The following is a 15200-nucleotide window of genomic DNA, read 5'->3' on the forward strand; positions in this document are numbered from 1 at the left end:
TCAGGACCTTAATAAGGCAATGCGGCCAGTTTTAACCACTTGTTTATAAATACGAGGTTCAGGTGCGAGCACATACAAATCGCCATTTAAGCCTGTCAGCTGAATCGGCACTCCGGCTTGATGTGCGACTTGAGCATTAGCTTCAATATGCGCCGCTTCGCCATGCACTGGCACAGCGATTTGCGGTTTGACCCAGCTGTACAATAATTCCAGCTCACCGCGGCATGGATGCCCTGAAACGTGAATGGGTAAGTCTGTGTCGTGGCTTTGTAAGGTTTGAATGTCACGTTGCTGAAATTGTTGCACCAGCTTTTCGATAAAAGCTTCATTGCCCGGAATAATAATGGAGCTAAAGATCACTAAATCACCACTTTCCAGCGACAGCTCACGCTGCATATCAGCGGCTAACCGACTTAAAGTGGCTTTAGGTTCGCCCTGACTGCCGGTCGCGACCACTAATACTTCGGCTTTGGGTAAATAGCCTAAATCATTGGCGTCAATCAGATGAAGATCCTCTGGCCAGTGCCCTGTAGCCCGTGCAGCACCCACCATATTTTGTAAAGAGCGGCCGAGTAGCGCCATATAGCGGCCTGTTTTATTCGCCACCCGACCAAGCGCTATTAAACGCCCGACATTGCTGCTAAAACCACTGACCACCACCCGGCCCTGCGCCTGGCTTATCACCTGCAACAAAGCCTGGTAACAGTCGTTTTCCGACACTGAAAAGCCTTCCCGCAACGCATTAGTCGAATCACAGACCATAGCTGTGACATTTTCCTGAGCTAAACGCTGAAACACACGAGGTTTAAAAGCTTTCCCTGTCATAGGTGTTGCATCTATTTTCCAGTCAGCGGTATGAAACACAGAACCAGCTTCAGTGCGGATCATCAGGCAATGCGGTTCAGGAATGGAATGGGTGATAGCCAGAAACTGTACCGCAAAAGGGCCTATATGTTTAGTGTCACCGGTTTTGACTTCAATGATAGGTACTTTATCTAAAAGCCCAACTTCGGCGAGCTTACGACGCAGAATTTCAGCAGTAAAAGCTGTGGCATAAACAGGGCATTTAAAACGAGGCCAAAGTGCTGGCAAAGCACCTATATGATCTTCGTGGGCATGGGTAATAATGATGCCAGCCAGATTCTCCGGCTGTCTGGCAATAAAAGCCGGATCGGCAGCCACTACATCGGCTTTGCTTAAACTATTGGGCTGCAATGGACTATTAAAAGTCACACCACAATCCACCATCAGCCATAAACCGGCATGACCATATAAATTCAGGTTCATGCCAATTTCGCCTGTGCCACCCAAAGGTAAAAACCACAAATCAGCGCGGCCCGGTATTAAATCCACAATCACAACTTCCTGCGCTTTACATAACCACTATTCACAATACGGCTAGTGTAAGCCCATTGGCCCAGTCAGCCTAGTAATAAAGGCAGCCTGGCAATAAAGGTAGCCTAACAATAAAGGTGGAATAGGTACTTAATGCACAGGTCCGGCGCTTTGATCAATTTGCTGTTGCAGTGATTTGGTAAACCCCAGCAAAAACAACAGCTCTGCCATCACAAACAAAGGTCCTATCAATAACCCCACCAGATCATCGACAAAAGCTGGCTTTTTACCTTCAAAATAGTGCCCGATAAACTGCAGCGCCCAACCCAACACAAATACTGCAACAGAGCTACCTAACCAGGCTGTGGTGCTGTTCAGTGCAACCAGTTGCAGCGCCAGAGCATAACAGCTCAGGCTAAACACCAGCATCACCAGCCCCATACTCAAACTTAAACGGAAATAAAATAGCAAAGAGCCAACCAGCAACAGATGAGTGGCTGTGATACCAGCGACTATCTCAAACGACAATAAGCTAAACAAGGCAATCACAATCAGCGGGATACCAGCAAAGTGGGTGTAAATATTACGTTGGTCTCGGTGGTAATGGGCATACTGAATTAAATGTTCTGATAAGGTTTTCATAGGGTTCTCCTCAGTGAAAAAAACACTCTAAGGCAAAACCGGGCGGAACACTGTCGGGCAGCCGACAATCTTAAGCAGTCGCTAAACGGTTATCTCTGCCGCTTGTTTTAACAGCTTCAAATCTAATACTTCAATTTCGCCATAGCTGGTCTGAATCACGCCGCTTGCTACCAACTGTTGCAATAATTGATTAATGGTCTGACGCGATAAAGACAATAATTGTCCAAGCTGCTCCTGCTGCACCGGGATTAGATAACGCTCATCCTGCTGATGCAAACGACATAACATCACTAAACGCCTGGCCAGACGCACTGAAGCAGGCAATAAACTCATATCTTCCAGCGCCTGAAACACCAGCCGCATTTTTTCAGTCAATAACTGGCCAAAACGTTGCCACCAGAGCGGGTCTTGTTGCACTAATTGCTGTAACGCTGAGTTATTCAGCTGTAACAACTGACAAGCCACACTGGCGGTGGCGTCATGAGTGCGGGCTTTGCGGTCAAACAAAGCAATTTCACCTATCCAGTCACCGGCCTCCACTATGGTCAGCAAAGCTTCGCGGCCTGAGCTGTGTACACCAGCAATCAGCAAAGCGCCGGACAACAGCACATAAATGCCATCAAACTCATCGCCACGACTGAATAAACGTTGCCCTGCCCCAAGTTGCACCAGTCTGGCATGAGCTATCAACTGCTGCTGTTGAGTGGCTGACAAAGCCACAAACCAGTGGCTGTGCTCCCGAAGCTGTATCGCAAAATGGTCGGACATAACTAAACCTGAGCTTATCAAGCTGAATAATTCAAACTGTGCACAAGGTAGGAGATCCGGATAAAATCAGCAAGCTGTGATCTGGGTTTAGCCAGATTACAAAGGGCTGACAGCTGGCGCTACAAAAGCAGGAATATGCCAGCACCCGGCGACTGGTATTATTGTCGTTTTCACAGCCATATGCTGAGCCACCACCTGATCAACAATAGCTGTTGCCATCAGCGCCATCTGATCAAAGTTATCTATGCCGTTATTGGCGAAACCTTTGCGGGTGCGATGAATATTAAACTTGTCGGAGAAGCTGCGACCAAAAGCCTGTTCCACTCCGGTTTTTCCCAATATAAAACCATAGAGTCCACCCCAGGTTGCGGCCGGATTATCCGAATCCCAACCCGCCAGCACCGCTATTTTAATGGTGTTTTGCATATCGCCTTCACCATAAAATAAGCTGACTAAACTGGCAGCAAAATTAATACCTGCGGCAAAACAGCCATTGCAATACAGCTTCTTGCCGGTAATTTCATAACCATCTTTAGCTTCCACCTGATATCGCTGATACAACTTGTCTCTGGCTGCTTCCCATGGAATACCGGACTGATACAAAGACCAGACATAATCAAACATCCTGGCCGGGTACTGATTTGAAGGTAATTCAGCACGGGCCTGTGTTGCGATTTGCAGTAATTGAGGTTGTATAGCTTTGGCTGGATCTACGCCTGCGGCCAGCGCATGCATCACCACATAAAAATTGGCGATATCGGCAGCTTCGCCATAAGCAGTGGTGCGTATAGGTAAATAGGCTAGTTTGGAGGCTATATCAGCCCGAAAGGGTGCCAGAATACCAAAGAGCTCAGTGGTGAGCTGGGCATCAATCATATCGTAGTGCGGGTTATAAGCTGGCATACCAGTAAAGGGCGGCAGAATATTTTGCTGCATTAAATCAAAAGCTTGCTGATTCGACACCCACAAGAAGTTTTCTGGTTTGCCTTCGGCGGTTTTAAAGGGCGTTTCTGAGTCTTTGTAAATATGTGCCAGCCAGCCATCGCGGATTTGTTCTGCGCTAAGCAAAGGCTTTTTGCTGTCGTACATCAGTTTCAGATAAATATATTCAATATCGCTGTCATCATCCGAACCCCAGACTTCATCTTTGTCTGCCAGCACCCAATCAATAGTGTCAGATAAATTGCTTGGAATACCCTGACCCCAGATACTGGGTTGGTCTTTTGTTTGCCAGTCTTTGCGGGTATAAAACTGTCCTGCTGGCCCCTCGCCACCAATTTTATCCATCTCTGTCACCAAGCCTGTCCAGTTAGCAATACTCAAACCCAGCCAGAAACCATGTACCTTATCGGCATACAGTTTTTTATCCAGTGTATGAGTACCTTCAACTGCAGCCTTGCAGAATGAGGCAGGTTGTTGCTGAGCCACTGCAGTAGAAAGCATTCCGACAGTAACAAACAGCAGGCCGGTAAAAATACTCGTTGATCTCATCCTTTCCTCTCAATGAAAGCACTTACATACCCCAGTTATCCGATGCTCACCCCGTACTGTCAAGCAACACAAAAAAACTGTGCTTTCATGCACAAAAATTACTCACTTATTGAATAAAAATAAATCACCTATACTTTATTTGCATAAATATGATTTTAAAATAACTTCAATTTGCTACCATCCGCGACTACAAAAACCTCAAGACACAGATAAACAAAGAGCTGTAGCAAAAGTTAAGCAAAAACAGGCAAATGAATTTAATTTGTTAATTATTGAATTAAAATTCACCAAACAGTTTGTTTAACTATTGTTTTATGGTTTTTTCTATGTTCACATCGGATGAAACACCAGAAAAGCACGACCAATAGAGGTAATTTATATGCGTTTCCAGCCTAGCCTGTTATCGCTGGCCATTGCTTCAGTGTTATCCGTACCAGCAGGTACAGTGGTAGCTGAAGATCTGGCAGCAAAAGAACAAGAAATTGAGGTGATTAACGTCACCGCAACCCGCCGTAGCGGAACAGTGCAGGAAGCACCTCTGAATATCACAGCGCTGGACAATGATGTCATTGCCCAGCAAAACATTAGCGAGTTGTCGGATATTGCCCGTTGGGTTCCAGGTTTAACTGTGACCGATCAAGGTGGCCGTGAAGCCTCTCCTATTATTGTGCGAGGTTTAAATACCAACTCGTCTGGCCCTGGCTCAGATGGCGGCACAGTGTCCACTTACATAGGTGAACTGCCAGCTGCAGTGGATCTGAAACTAGTGGATGTAGAGCGGGTTGAAGTATTGATAGGGCCGCAAGGCACCTTGTATGGCGCAGGCACTTTAGGCGGCGCTATCCGTTATATTTTGAATAAACCAGAAACGGACGTCACCAGCGCCAGCATTTTCGGCGATTTATCGTCTACCGCGGAAAGTGACAGTCTGGGTAAACAAGGTGGTTTTATTTTTAACCTGCCGCTGATTGACGACACGCTAGCCTTACGTGCTTCACTGAACTATCTGAACGATCCGGGTTATATAGATTACAACTACCTGGTGCGTGAACCAGGTGTATCACTGACCGATCCGGATTGGAGCGACAACGCTGAAGTCGCCGACAATATCTATCGTAAAGCCGATGCCAATGGTGAAAAAACAACAACGGGCCGTATCGCTTTGCGCTGGACTCCAAACGACTGGTTAGACAGCACTTTGAATTACTACTTCCAGAACGAAGAAATTGAAGGCCGTGGCATTACCCACTACGACGCTTTAGGTGAAGCTAACCCGCTGAAACCGTTGGTAGGTAAATACGAATCAGCTTATCGGTATGAAGAACCAAACGACATTGATAACTCGCTGTTAAGTCTGGAAGTCACTGCCGATTTAGGTTTTGCCGAGCTGGTGTCAGCGACAGGTTTAGCCAACACAGAAGAACATGGCCAGCGCGACCAAACTGACTTATTAATGCGTCTGGATTTTGGCTACGAAGAATTTCCGGCATTCTCCGCTTTTACCCGCGAAGATGAAGAAGAAGAGATCTTCACACAGGAATTACGTTTAGTGTCTTCAGGTGACAGCGACTGGAACTGGATTGTAGGCGCTTTTTATAATAAATCAGATTTTGAAGGCTACAGCAGAGAATTCACACCGGGTTTTGATCAATATGTTCTGACCGAATGGGCGACCGAAGAGGAGCCCCTTGGTAACCCTCGCCCTGACGCGCTGGAATACATTTCTGTGGATGACACCACTGTGACTGAAAAAGCGCTGTTTGGTGAACTGGGTTATCAGTTTAATGAACAGTTGGCTTTTACAGTGGGTGCTCGTTTTTACGATTACGATGTGAAATCGAAATCAGCATACGACTTACCCTTGTATAACTCGGTTTTTGAAGGTGCCCCATCCGACGCTATTAATCTGGTTTTCGAACCAGCAGATGCAGATGACAGCGGTAACTTACTGAAATTTAATACTAACTATAAATTTACTTCGGATGTCATGGGGTACTTTACCGTTAGTGAAGGCTTCCGTATTGGAGGTACCAACGGCGTAGCGCTCTGTGATGATCCACTACCAGATGACAAACAAGTGGTATGCGCTTTACCAAACGAGCGTATTTTCACACCAGACACCACCACTAACTATGAGTTAGGTTTTAAAACCACCTGGTTTAAAAACAAACTGCACTTTAATGCAGCTGTGTTTAATGTTGACTGGGACGATGCACAGGTTTCGGGTGCGACAGTCAATGGTCAGCAACCTATCATTACCAATGCTGCGTCTGCGAACTCCAAAGGTGTGGAAATATCGGCCCGGGCTATTTTACCTAATGGTATCAGCACCTACGCAACTTACGCCTACACCAGAGCACAGCTGACCAGCGATGCGCCTTTCCTGTTTGCGGTAGTGGACGATCAAGGCACCCAATTGCAGGACTATTACGATGGTAAAGATGGCGATCGTCTGCCGGGTTCACCTGAACATCAGTTCTCTTTGGGCCTGAATTACCAAACCGAAATTCTGGATGGTAAACAGCTGGATCTGACCTATGGTTTAACCTATCAAAGTGATGTGATTTCCAAAGTGGGTTTACGTGCTGATGGTGAAACCTTACCAGCCTACGCCTTAAGTAATATTGCAGCCAAACTGGCAGAAGAAGGCTGGTCTGTCACCTTTTACGTTGATAACCTGTTTGATAAATATGCTTTTACTTCAGTACGGCGTGATAAAGGGGATATTGGTCTGGCGACTTATCCTGATATGAATGTGAACGACCCAGCGTTACAACGTAACTACGGCCATTACATTTTAACCCCACGTACTTTAGGCTTGAAGTTTAACTATCAGTTTGAGATTTAAATTCTGCTGTAGTAAAACTGTTTTTTTGAAGGGCACTCTGGTGCCCTTATTATTAAGAGCGATATGACACAGATCCTGACCCCGGCCTTAGCCAGACAACATCAACAAGCTTTGCAACTTATCCAGCAACGCCGTTTAAAAGAAGCACATGCCTGCCTTGCTCAGTTGCTTGAACATCAGCCGGACCACGCAGACAGCTACTTTTTATTGGGTGTGATCAACCTCGAATATGGTCAGGTGCATAAATCTATTCGTTTAATGGAAAAAGCCGTCAGCCTGCATGCAAAAGATGAGTATCTGGCGCATTTAGCCAAATGCTACAGTCTGACCGGCGATTTAGAAAAAGCCAAAAGCATAGCCCAGGCTTTACCTGCAGAGGACATTCAACAGGCTTTGACTTTAGATACCTTAGGGGTAGCCTTAAGCCGTGTCGGTTTACATCAACTGGCGTTAAGTTATTTTCAGCGGGCCGTCGCTCTGCAATCTAACAAAGCCAGCTATTTTTATAACCTTGGTGTATCCCTGAAGTTTATTGGCGACTTCCCAGCCGCCAAAGCAGCCTTTGAGCAAGCTTTGCAGCTGGAACCAGATTATTATCAAGCCCATTACGCCTACAGTGATTTAGCGATGACTAGCGATGTATCAAGCCGCATCAGTCAACTGCAGCAAGTGAAAAGCAGATTACAATCGCCCGATGCCCTACTGCATATAGGTCACGCGCTGGCGAAAGAATATGAAGCCGTCAGTGATTATCCATCTGCTATGGCAGAGCTACATCAGGCCAAACGCATCAAGTCGCAGGCCTTAACTTATCAGGTAGAAGAAGATTTACCGCTCTTTGCTACTGCCATTCAAAACGCGTCTATACCTGTCGATGTCGCAGCCGGACACCCAAGTGCTGAGCCGATTTTTATTTTGGGTATGCCCCGTTCAGGTACCACCTTAGTAGAACGTATTCTAAGCAGCCATACAGCAGTGTTGTCCGCTGGTGAATTGCAGGATTTTGGTTTAGCCGTGAAAGAACTGACAGCAACTACCAGCGCCAAAGTGCTGGATACTGACACCTTAGCTGCGGCTTCAGAACTGGATTTTCATGCCTTAGGCCAACGTTATCTGGAACGAAGCAGAGTCATCACTGGCAACAAAGAGCGTTTTATCGATAAATTGCCGTTTAACTTTTTTTATATAGACTTGATTCGCCGTGCTTTGCCGAATGCCAAAATTATCTGCATGATGCGCCATCCGGTAGACACTTGCCTCGGCAACTACAGAGCCTTGTTTTCGCTCGGCAGCCCTTATTATCGTTATGCCTTTCAGTTAAAACACACAGCACGTTTTTATGCCGCATTTCATCAACTGGCATTGTTCTGGCAACAGCAAAATTTGCCGAATTTCCGGCTACAAAGTTATGAAGACCTGGTGCAGAACCCGAAGCAGCAGATCACTGAATTGCTTGAGTTTTGTGATTTGAGTTGGCAAGAAGCATGCCTGCACAGCGAGCAGAATCAGGCGCCCGTATCTACCGCATCTAAAGTACAGGTGCGGCAAGCGATTAACACTAAATCAGTAGGACGCTGGCAGAAATACCAGCCAATGCTTGAGCCTTTGCTGCAACAACTCAGGGCTGAAGGGATAGACTGCTAAGGCAAGTCAGATCTGTCAGAAGATAAAATAAGCGCCTTTCCGTAGTTTACCTGCCAGCCACATTCGACTGCTCCTTTCATCTGTGAAAGAGATAATCCCAAGTCTGACAGAGCTATGCTAGAGTTAAATCAACGGCTTAATCATTTTTCTTTACAGGTGTTCTGAAAAGTGGCGTAGACATCGGGGGAATATATGGCTTTTAGTTTAGCTGCAACAACTTTGACCGATACCGCAGTAAAAGAACCTGCAACTACTGGCCAAAGCCTACGGGATATTATCCAGTTAGCCAGCTACATTTGTGACGCCCCAGTGGCTATGGTTACAAAGGCTGACGACTCTGAGCTTAATCTCATCGCAAAACTTGGGTTTGATGGTGAGTCTATTTTGCGTAAAGAGTCTTTTTGCGGCTACGCCATGGAAGCTAGGGATGCTGTGATGGTGATACCTGACACAACTTTAGACAGTAGATTCAACACCCATTCTATGGTTGCGAAAGGGCCAAAATACAGATTCTATGCCGGCTCGCCTTTGATTGATCCCGACGGCTATGTCATAGGCACAATTTGTGTGTTTGATTATCAGCCTAAGCAACTGAACCAGAGACAAATTGACTCTTTACAAGCACTTTCCAGGCAAGTCATCGCCATGTTGGAGCTGACAAAACTGAGTGAACAACTGCACCAAACCAGTATGACGGACGCACTGACAGGGGTAAATAACAGAAGAGCTTTTGATCAGAGGTTTGAAGCTGAGTTTGCCCGCTGGCAAAGAACAGGTCAGCCTTTTACGCTGGCACTGATAGATATTGATCATTTTAAAAGCTTTAATGATAGTTTTGGTCATGCTGCAGGCGATCAGGCCCTGAGCGAAGTAGCCAAGCTGTTTCAGCGCCATTGCAGAAACTATGACTTTTTTGCCCGTTATGGCGGGGAAGAATTTGTGTTGATTTTACCTGGCACAGACAGAGTATCGGCTTACAAAACACTGGAAAAGTTAAGACTGGTGGTCGCCAATCATGAATGGCCACTGCGTCAGTTAACCGTCAGTATAGGTTTGGCCAGCGCTGAAAAGTTCAGTGATAAAAAACAATTACTCGAAGCTGCAGATCAGGTGCTCTATAAAGCTAAAACTCAGGGCCGCAATCAGACCGGTGTGTTCTCCGACAGCTGAACCCTTTGTCTGTTCATTGCAGAATCATAGCCGTCAATATGTTATCGGATACTACTCTGTGAGTGTGCTCCTGCCCTCCCATTAAAAAACACAAAGAGTAGTGGATGCAGGTTTTACCCTAAGCTGATAAAGCGCATGCAGACAACAATCCAAACTCTAAAGTAAATGATCATAGCTACAGGCTCTGGCTGTTCGGCCTGCCCTTCTTTTAAGACCTCAGAAAAACTGAGGTCTCCCTTCCAAAGATGCAATTGGATCAGAAATCAGAGTCAGAGCAGACTGTGTCTTGTCCGGTGCTTTACAAAAGCACCTAAACCTTAAACACATACTGGAAGCTGATGATAATGATCCCAAGCCGCTTTAGCCCTTACGTATTTTCATTTTTTATGTCGTTACTGATGTCCGGTGTGATGTCGTTTTGTATCACAACGCTGAATCTGGGTTGGGTGAATAACCTGCTATTGCTGTGGCTTCAAGCCTGGTCTGCCGCTTTTGTCATTGCCTTTCCGACCATAGTGCTGGTGACACCACTGGTACGCAAACTGGTTACTTTGGTGATTAGCACGCCTAAGCAAAACGGCCTGGTCTGACGGGAGCACTAGATCATGATTGAACTGCAACAACTGACAGCCGCGATACTGATTGGCACTGGAGCCACTTTAGTGATGGATTTATGGGTCTGGCTGCTAAGCACTGTGTTTAAAGTGCCTTCGATGAGTTTTTGTCTGGTCGGCCGCTGGATTGGCCATATGAGATCTGGAGTGTTCCGGCATCAGAGCATTGGCAAAGCTACACCCCAAACTGCAGAATGCCTGATGGGCTGGGTGAGTCATTACGTCATTGGTATTCTGTTTGCGCTGCTGCTGATTTTACCTAACGATGGTTTATGGCTGCAAAATCCCAGCTTGTGGATGGCACTGTTGGTGGGCGTGGCTACTTTGGTATTTCCTTTTTTCCCTGATGCAACCCGCCTTAGGTTCTGGCATAGCAGCATCCAAAACACCTTCACCGGCAAAAGCCCGCTTGAAAAGTCTGCTGACTCACAGCGTTTTTGGCCTTGGCTTGTATTTGTCCGGTCTGTTATTCGTTATGCTATAAACTTGTGTGTTCTGCCTTTTGGAGTCTGGTGTGTGGATATTTATCAGCTAAAAACCTTTGTCACAGTAGCGGCCGAAGGCAGTATCACTAAAGCTTCTGAACTGCTGTTTTTAAGTCAGCCTGCTGTCAGCGCCCATATTAAAGCGCTGGAGGATGAACTAGGATTGCAGCTATTTAACCGCACCGCCAAAGGCATGAGCCTGAGTGCTCAGGGTTTGGCCTTATTAACCAAAGCCGAACAACTGCTGCAACTGCAAAAGGAATTGCTGCTGGATGCCAAACGCTTAAAAGGCGAATTACATGGTTGTGTCCGGCTGGGATCCAACAGAGGATCCAGTGCGAAATTACTGGGGCAGCTGTTGAATCAGCTTTCAACGCTTTACCCGCAGTTAGATATCCGCATGCACTACGGCAGCTCAGCAGAAATACAGCAAGCTATAACGCAAGGCAAAGTCGACGCCGGTTTTTATACCAGCATCAAGCCTGATCAAGCGCTGCATCATATCGAAGTGGACAGCTATGGTATTTATATTGCTGCACCACCTGCCTGGGTGAATAAAGACACCCAGCCTGACTGGCAACAACTGGCCCAGTTGCCCTGGGTCTTACCAGAACCGGACACATGCTGTGGCCGTGCTGCGGCAGGGCTTTTCGCAAGCCATGCTTTTTATCCGGAAAAAGTCATTAAAGTGGATCAGGAACAGATGACCAGAGCTCTGATAGCCGGTGCTGTGGGCATAGGTTTATTGCATGCTGGCAGTGCTTTGGATGCTGAACTAAAAGGCGAAGTGCAGTTGCTTGGCCAAACCGATCAGCAGGTCAAACTATGGTTTTCCTGCCAACCAGACCGAATGCAGCAGCCTCAACTTAAAGCTGTGATTGAATTAGTCCAACAGCTGGTTGTTCAGCCCATTGAGTGCGATACACCATCAGAAAATCGATAAAAATTTATTAAGTCGCCCACACAGCGCGGTACTCCATCAGGAAATCGATAAAAATTTATTGAGTCGCCCAGACAGCGCGATACTCCATCAGGAAATCGATAAAAGCTCTTAGTCGCAGCGGTATATGCCTGTTGTGCGGGTACAACAAAGTAAAAGGTCGGGATCGGCCCTGATAAGGCGTCAGCACCTGCACCAGCTCGCCACTTTGCAGCTCTTTTTCAACAACAAATCTATAGGTCTGAAATAAGCCGGCGCCATTTTTAGCCAAAGTCACACCACCTAACACATCTTCCGACAGGCAATAGCCACCTTGCGCCAGAATTTCCAGTTCTTTGTCTTGATCCAGAAATAACCAGGGAATACGACGGCCACTGCTTGGCAATTCAAACTGAATGCAGTCATGCAAAGCTAAATCATCCAGGGTGACCGGAGTGCCTTTTGCCGCCAGATAAGACTTGGTTGCCACCACCACCAAAGCAGCGTCTTCCAGATGACGGGCAATCAGGCCTGAATCCGGCAAAGCTCTGACCCGAATAGCCATATCATAACCTTCGCTGACAAAATCAATGTTTCTGTTACTTAAGTGAATATCCACTTTGACATCAGGATGGCGGGCACGAAACAACGGCAATAAAGGCAAAATGCGATGATGACCATAAGTCGTGGGCAAACTGAGCCTTAAAGTTCCTGCCGCCTGACTTTGTTTCCCCATCGCCTCCCGCTCAGCTTCTATCAGCTGTGTCAGGGCCTGACGGCATTGCTCAAAATAAGCTCTGCCCGCTTCGGTCAGCCGGATACTGCGGGTAGTACGGACAAAAAGCCGCACAGCCAGACGTTCTTCCAGTCTGGAGATAGATCGGCTGACAGCAGCAGGCGTTACCCCTGCCTCCAGTGCTGCAGCACTAAAGCTGCCCGCTTCAGCTGCCAAACAAAACAATTCAATGCTTCCCAGCTGAATATCATCAAAGTGTCGTTTCATGATTTGTTACCCCATTTATTACACCACTTGTTATGGCATTCATTACACAACGTATCAACTGAAGTGATTGGAACCCTATTTTTGTAACTCTACATCACAAATATAGTAGTCGTCATCAGCTGTGGCGAAGACGATGTGTCAAACCACTACTGCAATAGCTTGGCTCCTTGTTCATCAGAACAGCATGGGAACAAGCCTAGCCCATTAGCAAAGTCCTCTATGGAGATGACGATATGAAAGCAGCAGTAATAAATAAATTTGGCGGCCCTGAAGTGCTTGAACTGATGGAACTGCCAACCCCTGTGCCGGCTCCGGGACAAGTTCTGATCAAAGTGCTGGCCGCTACGGTGAACAGACTGGATCACTATATCCGCGAAGGCAGTGTGAACCCGGCTTTGTCTTTCCCTCATGTGTTGGGTATGGACGCAGCGGGCGAAATTGCAGGCTTGGGTCAGGGTGTCACTGGTTTTAAAACCGGAGACAGAGTGATAGCTATGCCGGGTTATGCCAAAGACCCAGCTGATGCAGCTATACGTCCTGCCACAGCCGCAGCAAGTTACTCCTTGCCTGGCCTGCATCTGACCGGCACTTATGCCCAGTACATCACAGTACCTGCAGCCTGGGTGGTGCATGACACCAGCGGCTTACCACCAGAACAGTCGGTGTCTTTGCCTGTCACTTTGCTGACCGCTGTACGCGCCGTTCAAATTGTCGGTGAAGTGAAAGCCGGTCAAACCGTATTAGTACATGCAGGTGCATCCAGCACTGGCTTGATGAGCATTCAGGTCGCCAAAGCTTTAGGTGCCAAAGTGGCCACTACAGTGCGCACTCAAGAGTCCGCCGACGTCGTCAAAGCCCTTGGAGTGGACCTTTTGATCAACACCAAAGATGAAGACTTTAATGAAGCCATAAGCCGCTGGACTAATGGCGCTGGTGTCGATGTCGCCATCGACAGCATTGGCGGTGACGGCTTCAGCAACACCATAGCTGCAGTCAAACCTTTTGGCATAGTGGTCGCCATGGGTTTTATGGCCGGAACCGAAGTGAAGTTTGATATCCGTAACTTCTTTTTCAGCCAAAAACAAATTCGCGGCACCCTGATGGCTGACATTGAAGATTTGCAGGTCTGGCTGGAGCAGGTGCGGGCCGGTGTGATTAAACCCGTAGTCGACACAGTGTTACCACTGAGTGAAGCCGCAAAAGCTCACGAGCTGGTTGCCACAAACAAAGCCAAAGGCGCAGTTGTGCTGATGCCTTGGGCTTATTAATAAGCCACCTAACCCACAGCATTCATAGAGGAAAATACGATGCCTTTTATTAACTTACGTATTACCAAAGACAGCGTTACACGCGAGCAAAAAGCTCAGGTAATAGCCGAAATGACAGAAACACTGCAGCGGGTGATGGCGAAAAAGCCAGAACTGACTCACATAGTGATTGAAGAAGTAGATACAGATAACTGGGGGTACGCCGGTCTTACCACCACCGAATACCGTCGCCAGAATCCGGGTTAATACCTTCACCAGACGAAACCCGGCTTTAAAGGCCGGGTTGATCCGCAACCCCTATTACAACAGGAAAACTTTACAATGAAACCACTACAAATTGATTTTATCTCGGATCTGGTATGCCCTTGGTGTGTTATAGGCCTTTATGCATTGCAGCACGCCATAGAGGAGCTGAAGCAGGAAACAAATCAGCAGTTTGATGCCCAAATTCACTTTTTACCTTTTGAACTGAATCCGGACGCTCCGCCAGCTGGGTTAGAAAAATTTGCTCATGTCGCCGCCAAATATGGTCTGAGCAAAGCACAAGTGCTGGTCAATCAGCAAAATATCACCCAAAGAGGCCTGGAACTTGGCTTTGAATTTAATATGGAAAAACGCAGTCACTACTATAATACCTTTGACGGTCACAGGCTGATGTATTGGGCACAACTGTCGGGCCAGCAGTTGGAACTGAAACAGGCGTTGTTTACCGCCTATTTTACCGAAGGTAAAAATCTGAGTGATCATAAGGTGTTAACAGAAGCGGCTGTCTCTGCAGGTTTTGATGCCACTGAAGTATCGGCTTTTTTAGCCTCCGATCACTGTAAACCCCAGGTGCGTGCACATCAGCTCCAAGTGCGCAAATGGGGTATTCAGTCGGTGCCCGCCATGTTTGTCAACCAGCAATACCTGATCAGCGGCAGTCAGAGTGTGGCAGCTTATAAAAAGGCATTAAAGGATATTGCTAACAGTACGCAGCTTTAAACCACAGAAGCTGTCCGGTACCATGTGTT

Annotated in this window: 14 protein-coding genes and 1 pseudogene; 10 read left to right on the top strand and 5 right to left on the bottom strand. The window is 47.0% G+C overall.

The genetic code is table 11. The features are described 5' to 3' along the window. The 4 genes from OM978_RS17515 to OM978_RS17530 form a co-directional block, all read right to left on the bottom strand. A complete protein-coding gene (locus OM978_RS17515) occupies nt 1-1353 on the bottom strand; it encodes a ribonuclease J (RefSeq protein WP_264343575.1) in 1353 nt (450 codons plus the stop codon). 132 nt (nt 1354-1485) lie between these two features. Continuing rightward, nucleotides 1486-1977: a DUF962 domain-containing protein gene (locus OM978_RS17520; protein ID WP_264343576.1), complete on the bottom strand. Its 492-nt coding sequence runs from the start codon at nt 1975-1977 to the stop codon at nt 1486-1488. 81 nt (nt 1978-2058) lie between these two features. Beyond that, complete coding sequence (locus OM978_RS17525; RefSeq protein WP_264343577.1) at nt 2059-2745, bottom strand: Crp/Fnr family transcriptional regulator; 687 nt, start codon at nt 2743-2745, stop codon at nt 2059-2061. Nucleotides 2746-2841: 96 nt separating this feature from the next. Then, nucleotides 2842-4236: an ADP-ribosylglycohydrolase family protein gene (locus OM978_RS17530; RefSeq protein WP_264343579.1), complete on the bottom strand. Its 1395-nt coding sequence runs from the start codon at nt 4234-4236 to the stop codon at nt 2842-2844. Between the two features lie 379 nt (nt 4237-4615). Between OM978_RS17530 and OM978_RS17535 the strand changes: the two genes are divergently transcribed. The 7 genes and pseudogenes from OM978_RS17535 to OM978_RS17565 all read left to right on the top strand — a co-directional run bounded on the left by OM978_RS17535 (nt 4616) and on the right by OM978_RS17565 (nt 11940). After that, nucleotides 4616-7084, top strand: a complete 2469-nt coding sequence (locus OM978_RS17535; RefSeq protein ID WP_264343580.1) for a TonB-dependent receptor — start codon at nt 4616-4618, stop codon at nt 7082-7084. A 63-nt stretch (nt 7085-7147) separates the two neighbouring features. Further along, the gene (locus OM978_RS17540; RefSeq protein ID WP_264343581.1) at nt 7148-8728 is read left to right on the top strand and encodes a tetratricopeptide repeat-containing sulfotransferase family protein; all 1581 of its coding nucleotides are present in this window, start codon (nt 7148-7150) and stop codon (nt 8726-8728) included. Nucleotides 8729-8920: 192 nt separating this feature from the next. Then, nucleotides 8921-9898, top strand: coding sequence for a sensor domain-containing diguanylate cyclase (locus OM978_RS17545; RefSeq protein ID WP_264343582.1), 978 nt, complete (start codon nt 8921-8923; stop codon nt 9896-9898). Between the two features lie 338 nt (nt 9899-10236). Next, nucleotides 10237-10488, top strand: coding sequence for a DUF2798 domain-containing protein (locus OM978_RS17550; RefSeq protein WP_264343583.1), 252 nt, complete (start codon nt 10237-10239; stop codon nt 10486-10488). A 15-nt stretch (nt 10489-10503) separates the two neighbouring features. Further along, nucleotides 10504-10836 (top strand): annotated as a pseudogene (locus OM978_RS17555) (DUF2938 family protein); the annotation flags it as partial. A gap of 22 nt (nt 10837-10858) precedes the next feature. Beyond that, nucleotides 10859-10996: a DUF2938 domain-containing protein gene (locus OM978_RS17560; protein ID WP_264346966.1), complete on the top strand. Its 138-nt coding sequence runs from the start codon at nt 10859-10861 to the stop codon at nt 10994-10996. Continuing rightward, a complete protein-coding gene (locus OM978_RS17565) occupies nt 10981-11940 on the top strand; it encodes a LysR family transcriptional regulator (RefSeq protein ID WP_413691241.1) in 960 nt (319 codons plus the stop codon). The genes OM978_RS17560 and OM978_RS17565 overlap by 16 nt, the downstream gene beginning before the upstream one ends. 55 nt (nt 11941-11995) lie before the next feature. On the opposite strand, the gene OM978_RS17570 is transcribed toward OM978_RS17565, so the two are convergent. Next, complete coding sequence (locus OM978_RS17570) at nt 11996-12919, bottom strand: LysR family transcriptional regulator (protein ID WP_264343584.1); 924 nt, start codon at nt 12917-12919, stop codon at nt 11996-11998. A 233-nt stretch (nt 12920-13152) separates the two neighbouring features. On the opposite strand from OM978_RS17570, the gene OM978_RS17575 reads away from it, so the two are divergent. From OM978_RS17575 to OM978_RS17585, 3 genes are all read left to right on the top strand, one after another. Continuing rightward, nucleotides 13153-14187 carry a quinone oxidoreductase family protein gene (locus tag OM978_RS17575; protein ID WP_264343585.1) on the top strand — a complete coding sequence of 345 codons (1035 nt, stop codon included), beginning with the start codon at nt 13153-13155 and terminating at the stop codon, nt 14185-14187. A gap of 39 nt (nt 14188-14226) precedes the next feature. Beyond that, nucleotides 14227-14433, top strand: coding sequence for a tautomerase family protein (locus OM978_RS17580; protein ID WP_233008219.1), 207 nt, complete (start codon nt 14227-14229; stop codon nt 14431-14433). Nucleotides 14434-14508: 75 nt separating this feature from the next. Next, complete coding sequence (locus OM978_RS17585; RefSeq protein ID WP_264343586.1) at nt 14509-15171, top strand: DsbA family oxidoreductase; 663 nt, start codon at nt 14509-14511, stop codon at nt 15169-15171. Nucleotides 15172-15200 lie beyond the last annotated feature (29 nt).

This window comes from Rheinheimera sp. MM224 (assembly GCF_947090785.1).
Classification (GTDB): domain Bacteria; phylum Pseudomonadota; class Gammaproteobacteria; order Enterobacterales; family Alteromonadaceae; genus Pararheinheimera.

What these genes read in the sequence shown, in the direction of transcription:
- OM978_RS17540 (WP_264343581.1), top strand. Translation starts at nt 7,148, where the DNA reads ATGACACAGATCCTGACCCCGGCCTTAGCCAGACAACATCAACAAGCT.
- OM978_RS17575 (WP_264343585.1), top strand. Translation starts at nt 13,153, where the DNA reads ATGAAAGCAGCAGTAATAAATAAATTTGGCGGCCCTGAAGTGCTTGAA.
- OM978_RS17585 (WP_264343586.1), top strand. Translation starts at nt 14,509, where the DNA reads ATGAAACCACTACAAATTGATTTTATCTCGGATCTGGTATGCCCTTGG.
- OM978_RS17520 (WP_264343576.1), bottom strand. Translation starts at nt 1,977, where the DNA reads ATGAAAACCTTATCAGAACATTTAATTCAGTATGCCCATTACCACCGA.
- OM978_RS17570 (WP_264343584.1), bottom strand. Translation starts at nt 12,919, where the DNA reads ATGAAACGACACTTTGATGATATTCAGCTGGGAAGCATTGAATTGTTT.
- OM978_RS17545 (WP_264343582.1), top strand. Translation starts at nt 8,921, where the DNA reads ATGGCTTTTAGTTTAGCTGCAACAACTTTGACCGATACCGCAGTAAAA.
- OM978_RS17530 (WP_264343579.1), bottom strand. Translation starts at nt 4,236, where the DNA reads ATGAGATCAACGAGTATTTTTACCGGCCTGCTGTTTGTTACTGTCGGA.
- OM978_RS17550 (WP_264343583.1), top strand. Translation starts at nt 10,237, where the DNA reads ATGATAATGATCCCAAGCCGCTTTAGCCCTTACGTATTTTCATTTTTT.
- OM978_RS17525 (WP_264343577.1), bottom strand. Translation starts at nt 2,745, where the DNA reads ATGTCCGACCATTTTGCGATACAGCTTCGGGAGCACAGCCACTGGTTT.
- OM978_RS17580 (WP_233008219.1), top strand. Translation starts at nt 14,227, where the DNA reads ATGCCTTTTATTAACTTACGTATTACCAAAGACAGCGTTACACGCGAG.
- OM978_RS17535 (WP_264343580.1), top strand. Translation starts at nt 4,616, where the DNA reads ATGCGTTTCCAGCCTAGCCTGTTATCGCTGGCCATTGCTTCAGTGTTA.
- OM978_RS17560 (WP_264346966.1), top strand. Translation starts at nt 10,859, where the DNA reads ATGCAACCCGCCTTAGGTTCTGGCATAGCAGCATCCAAAACACCTTCA.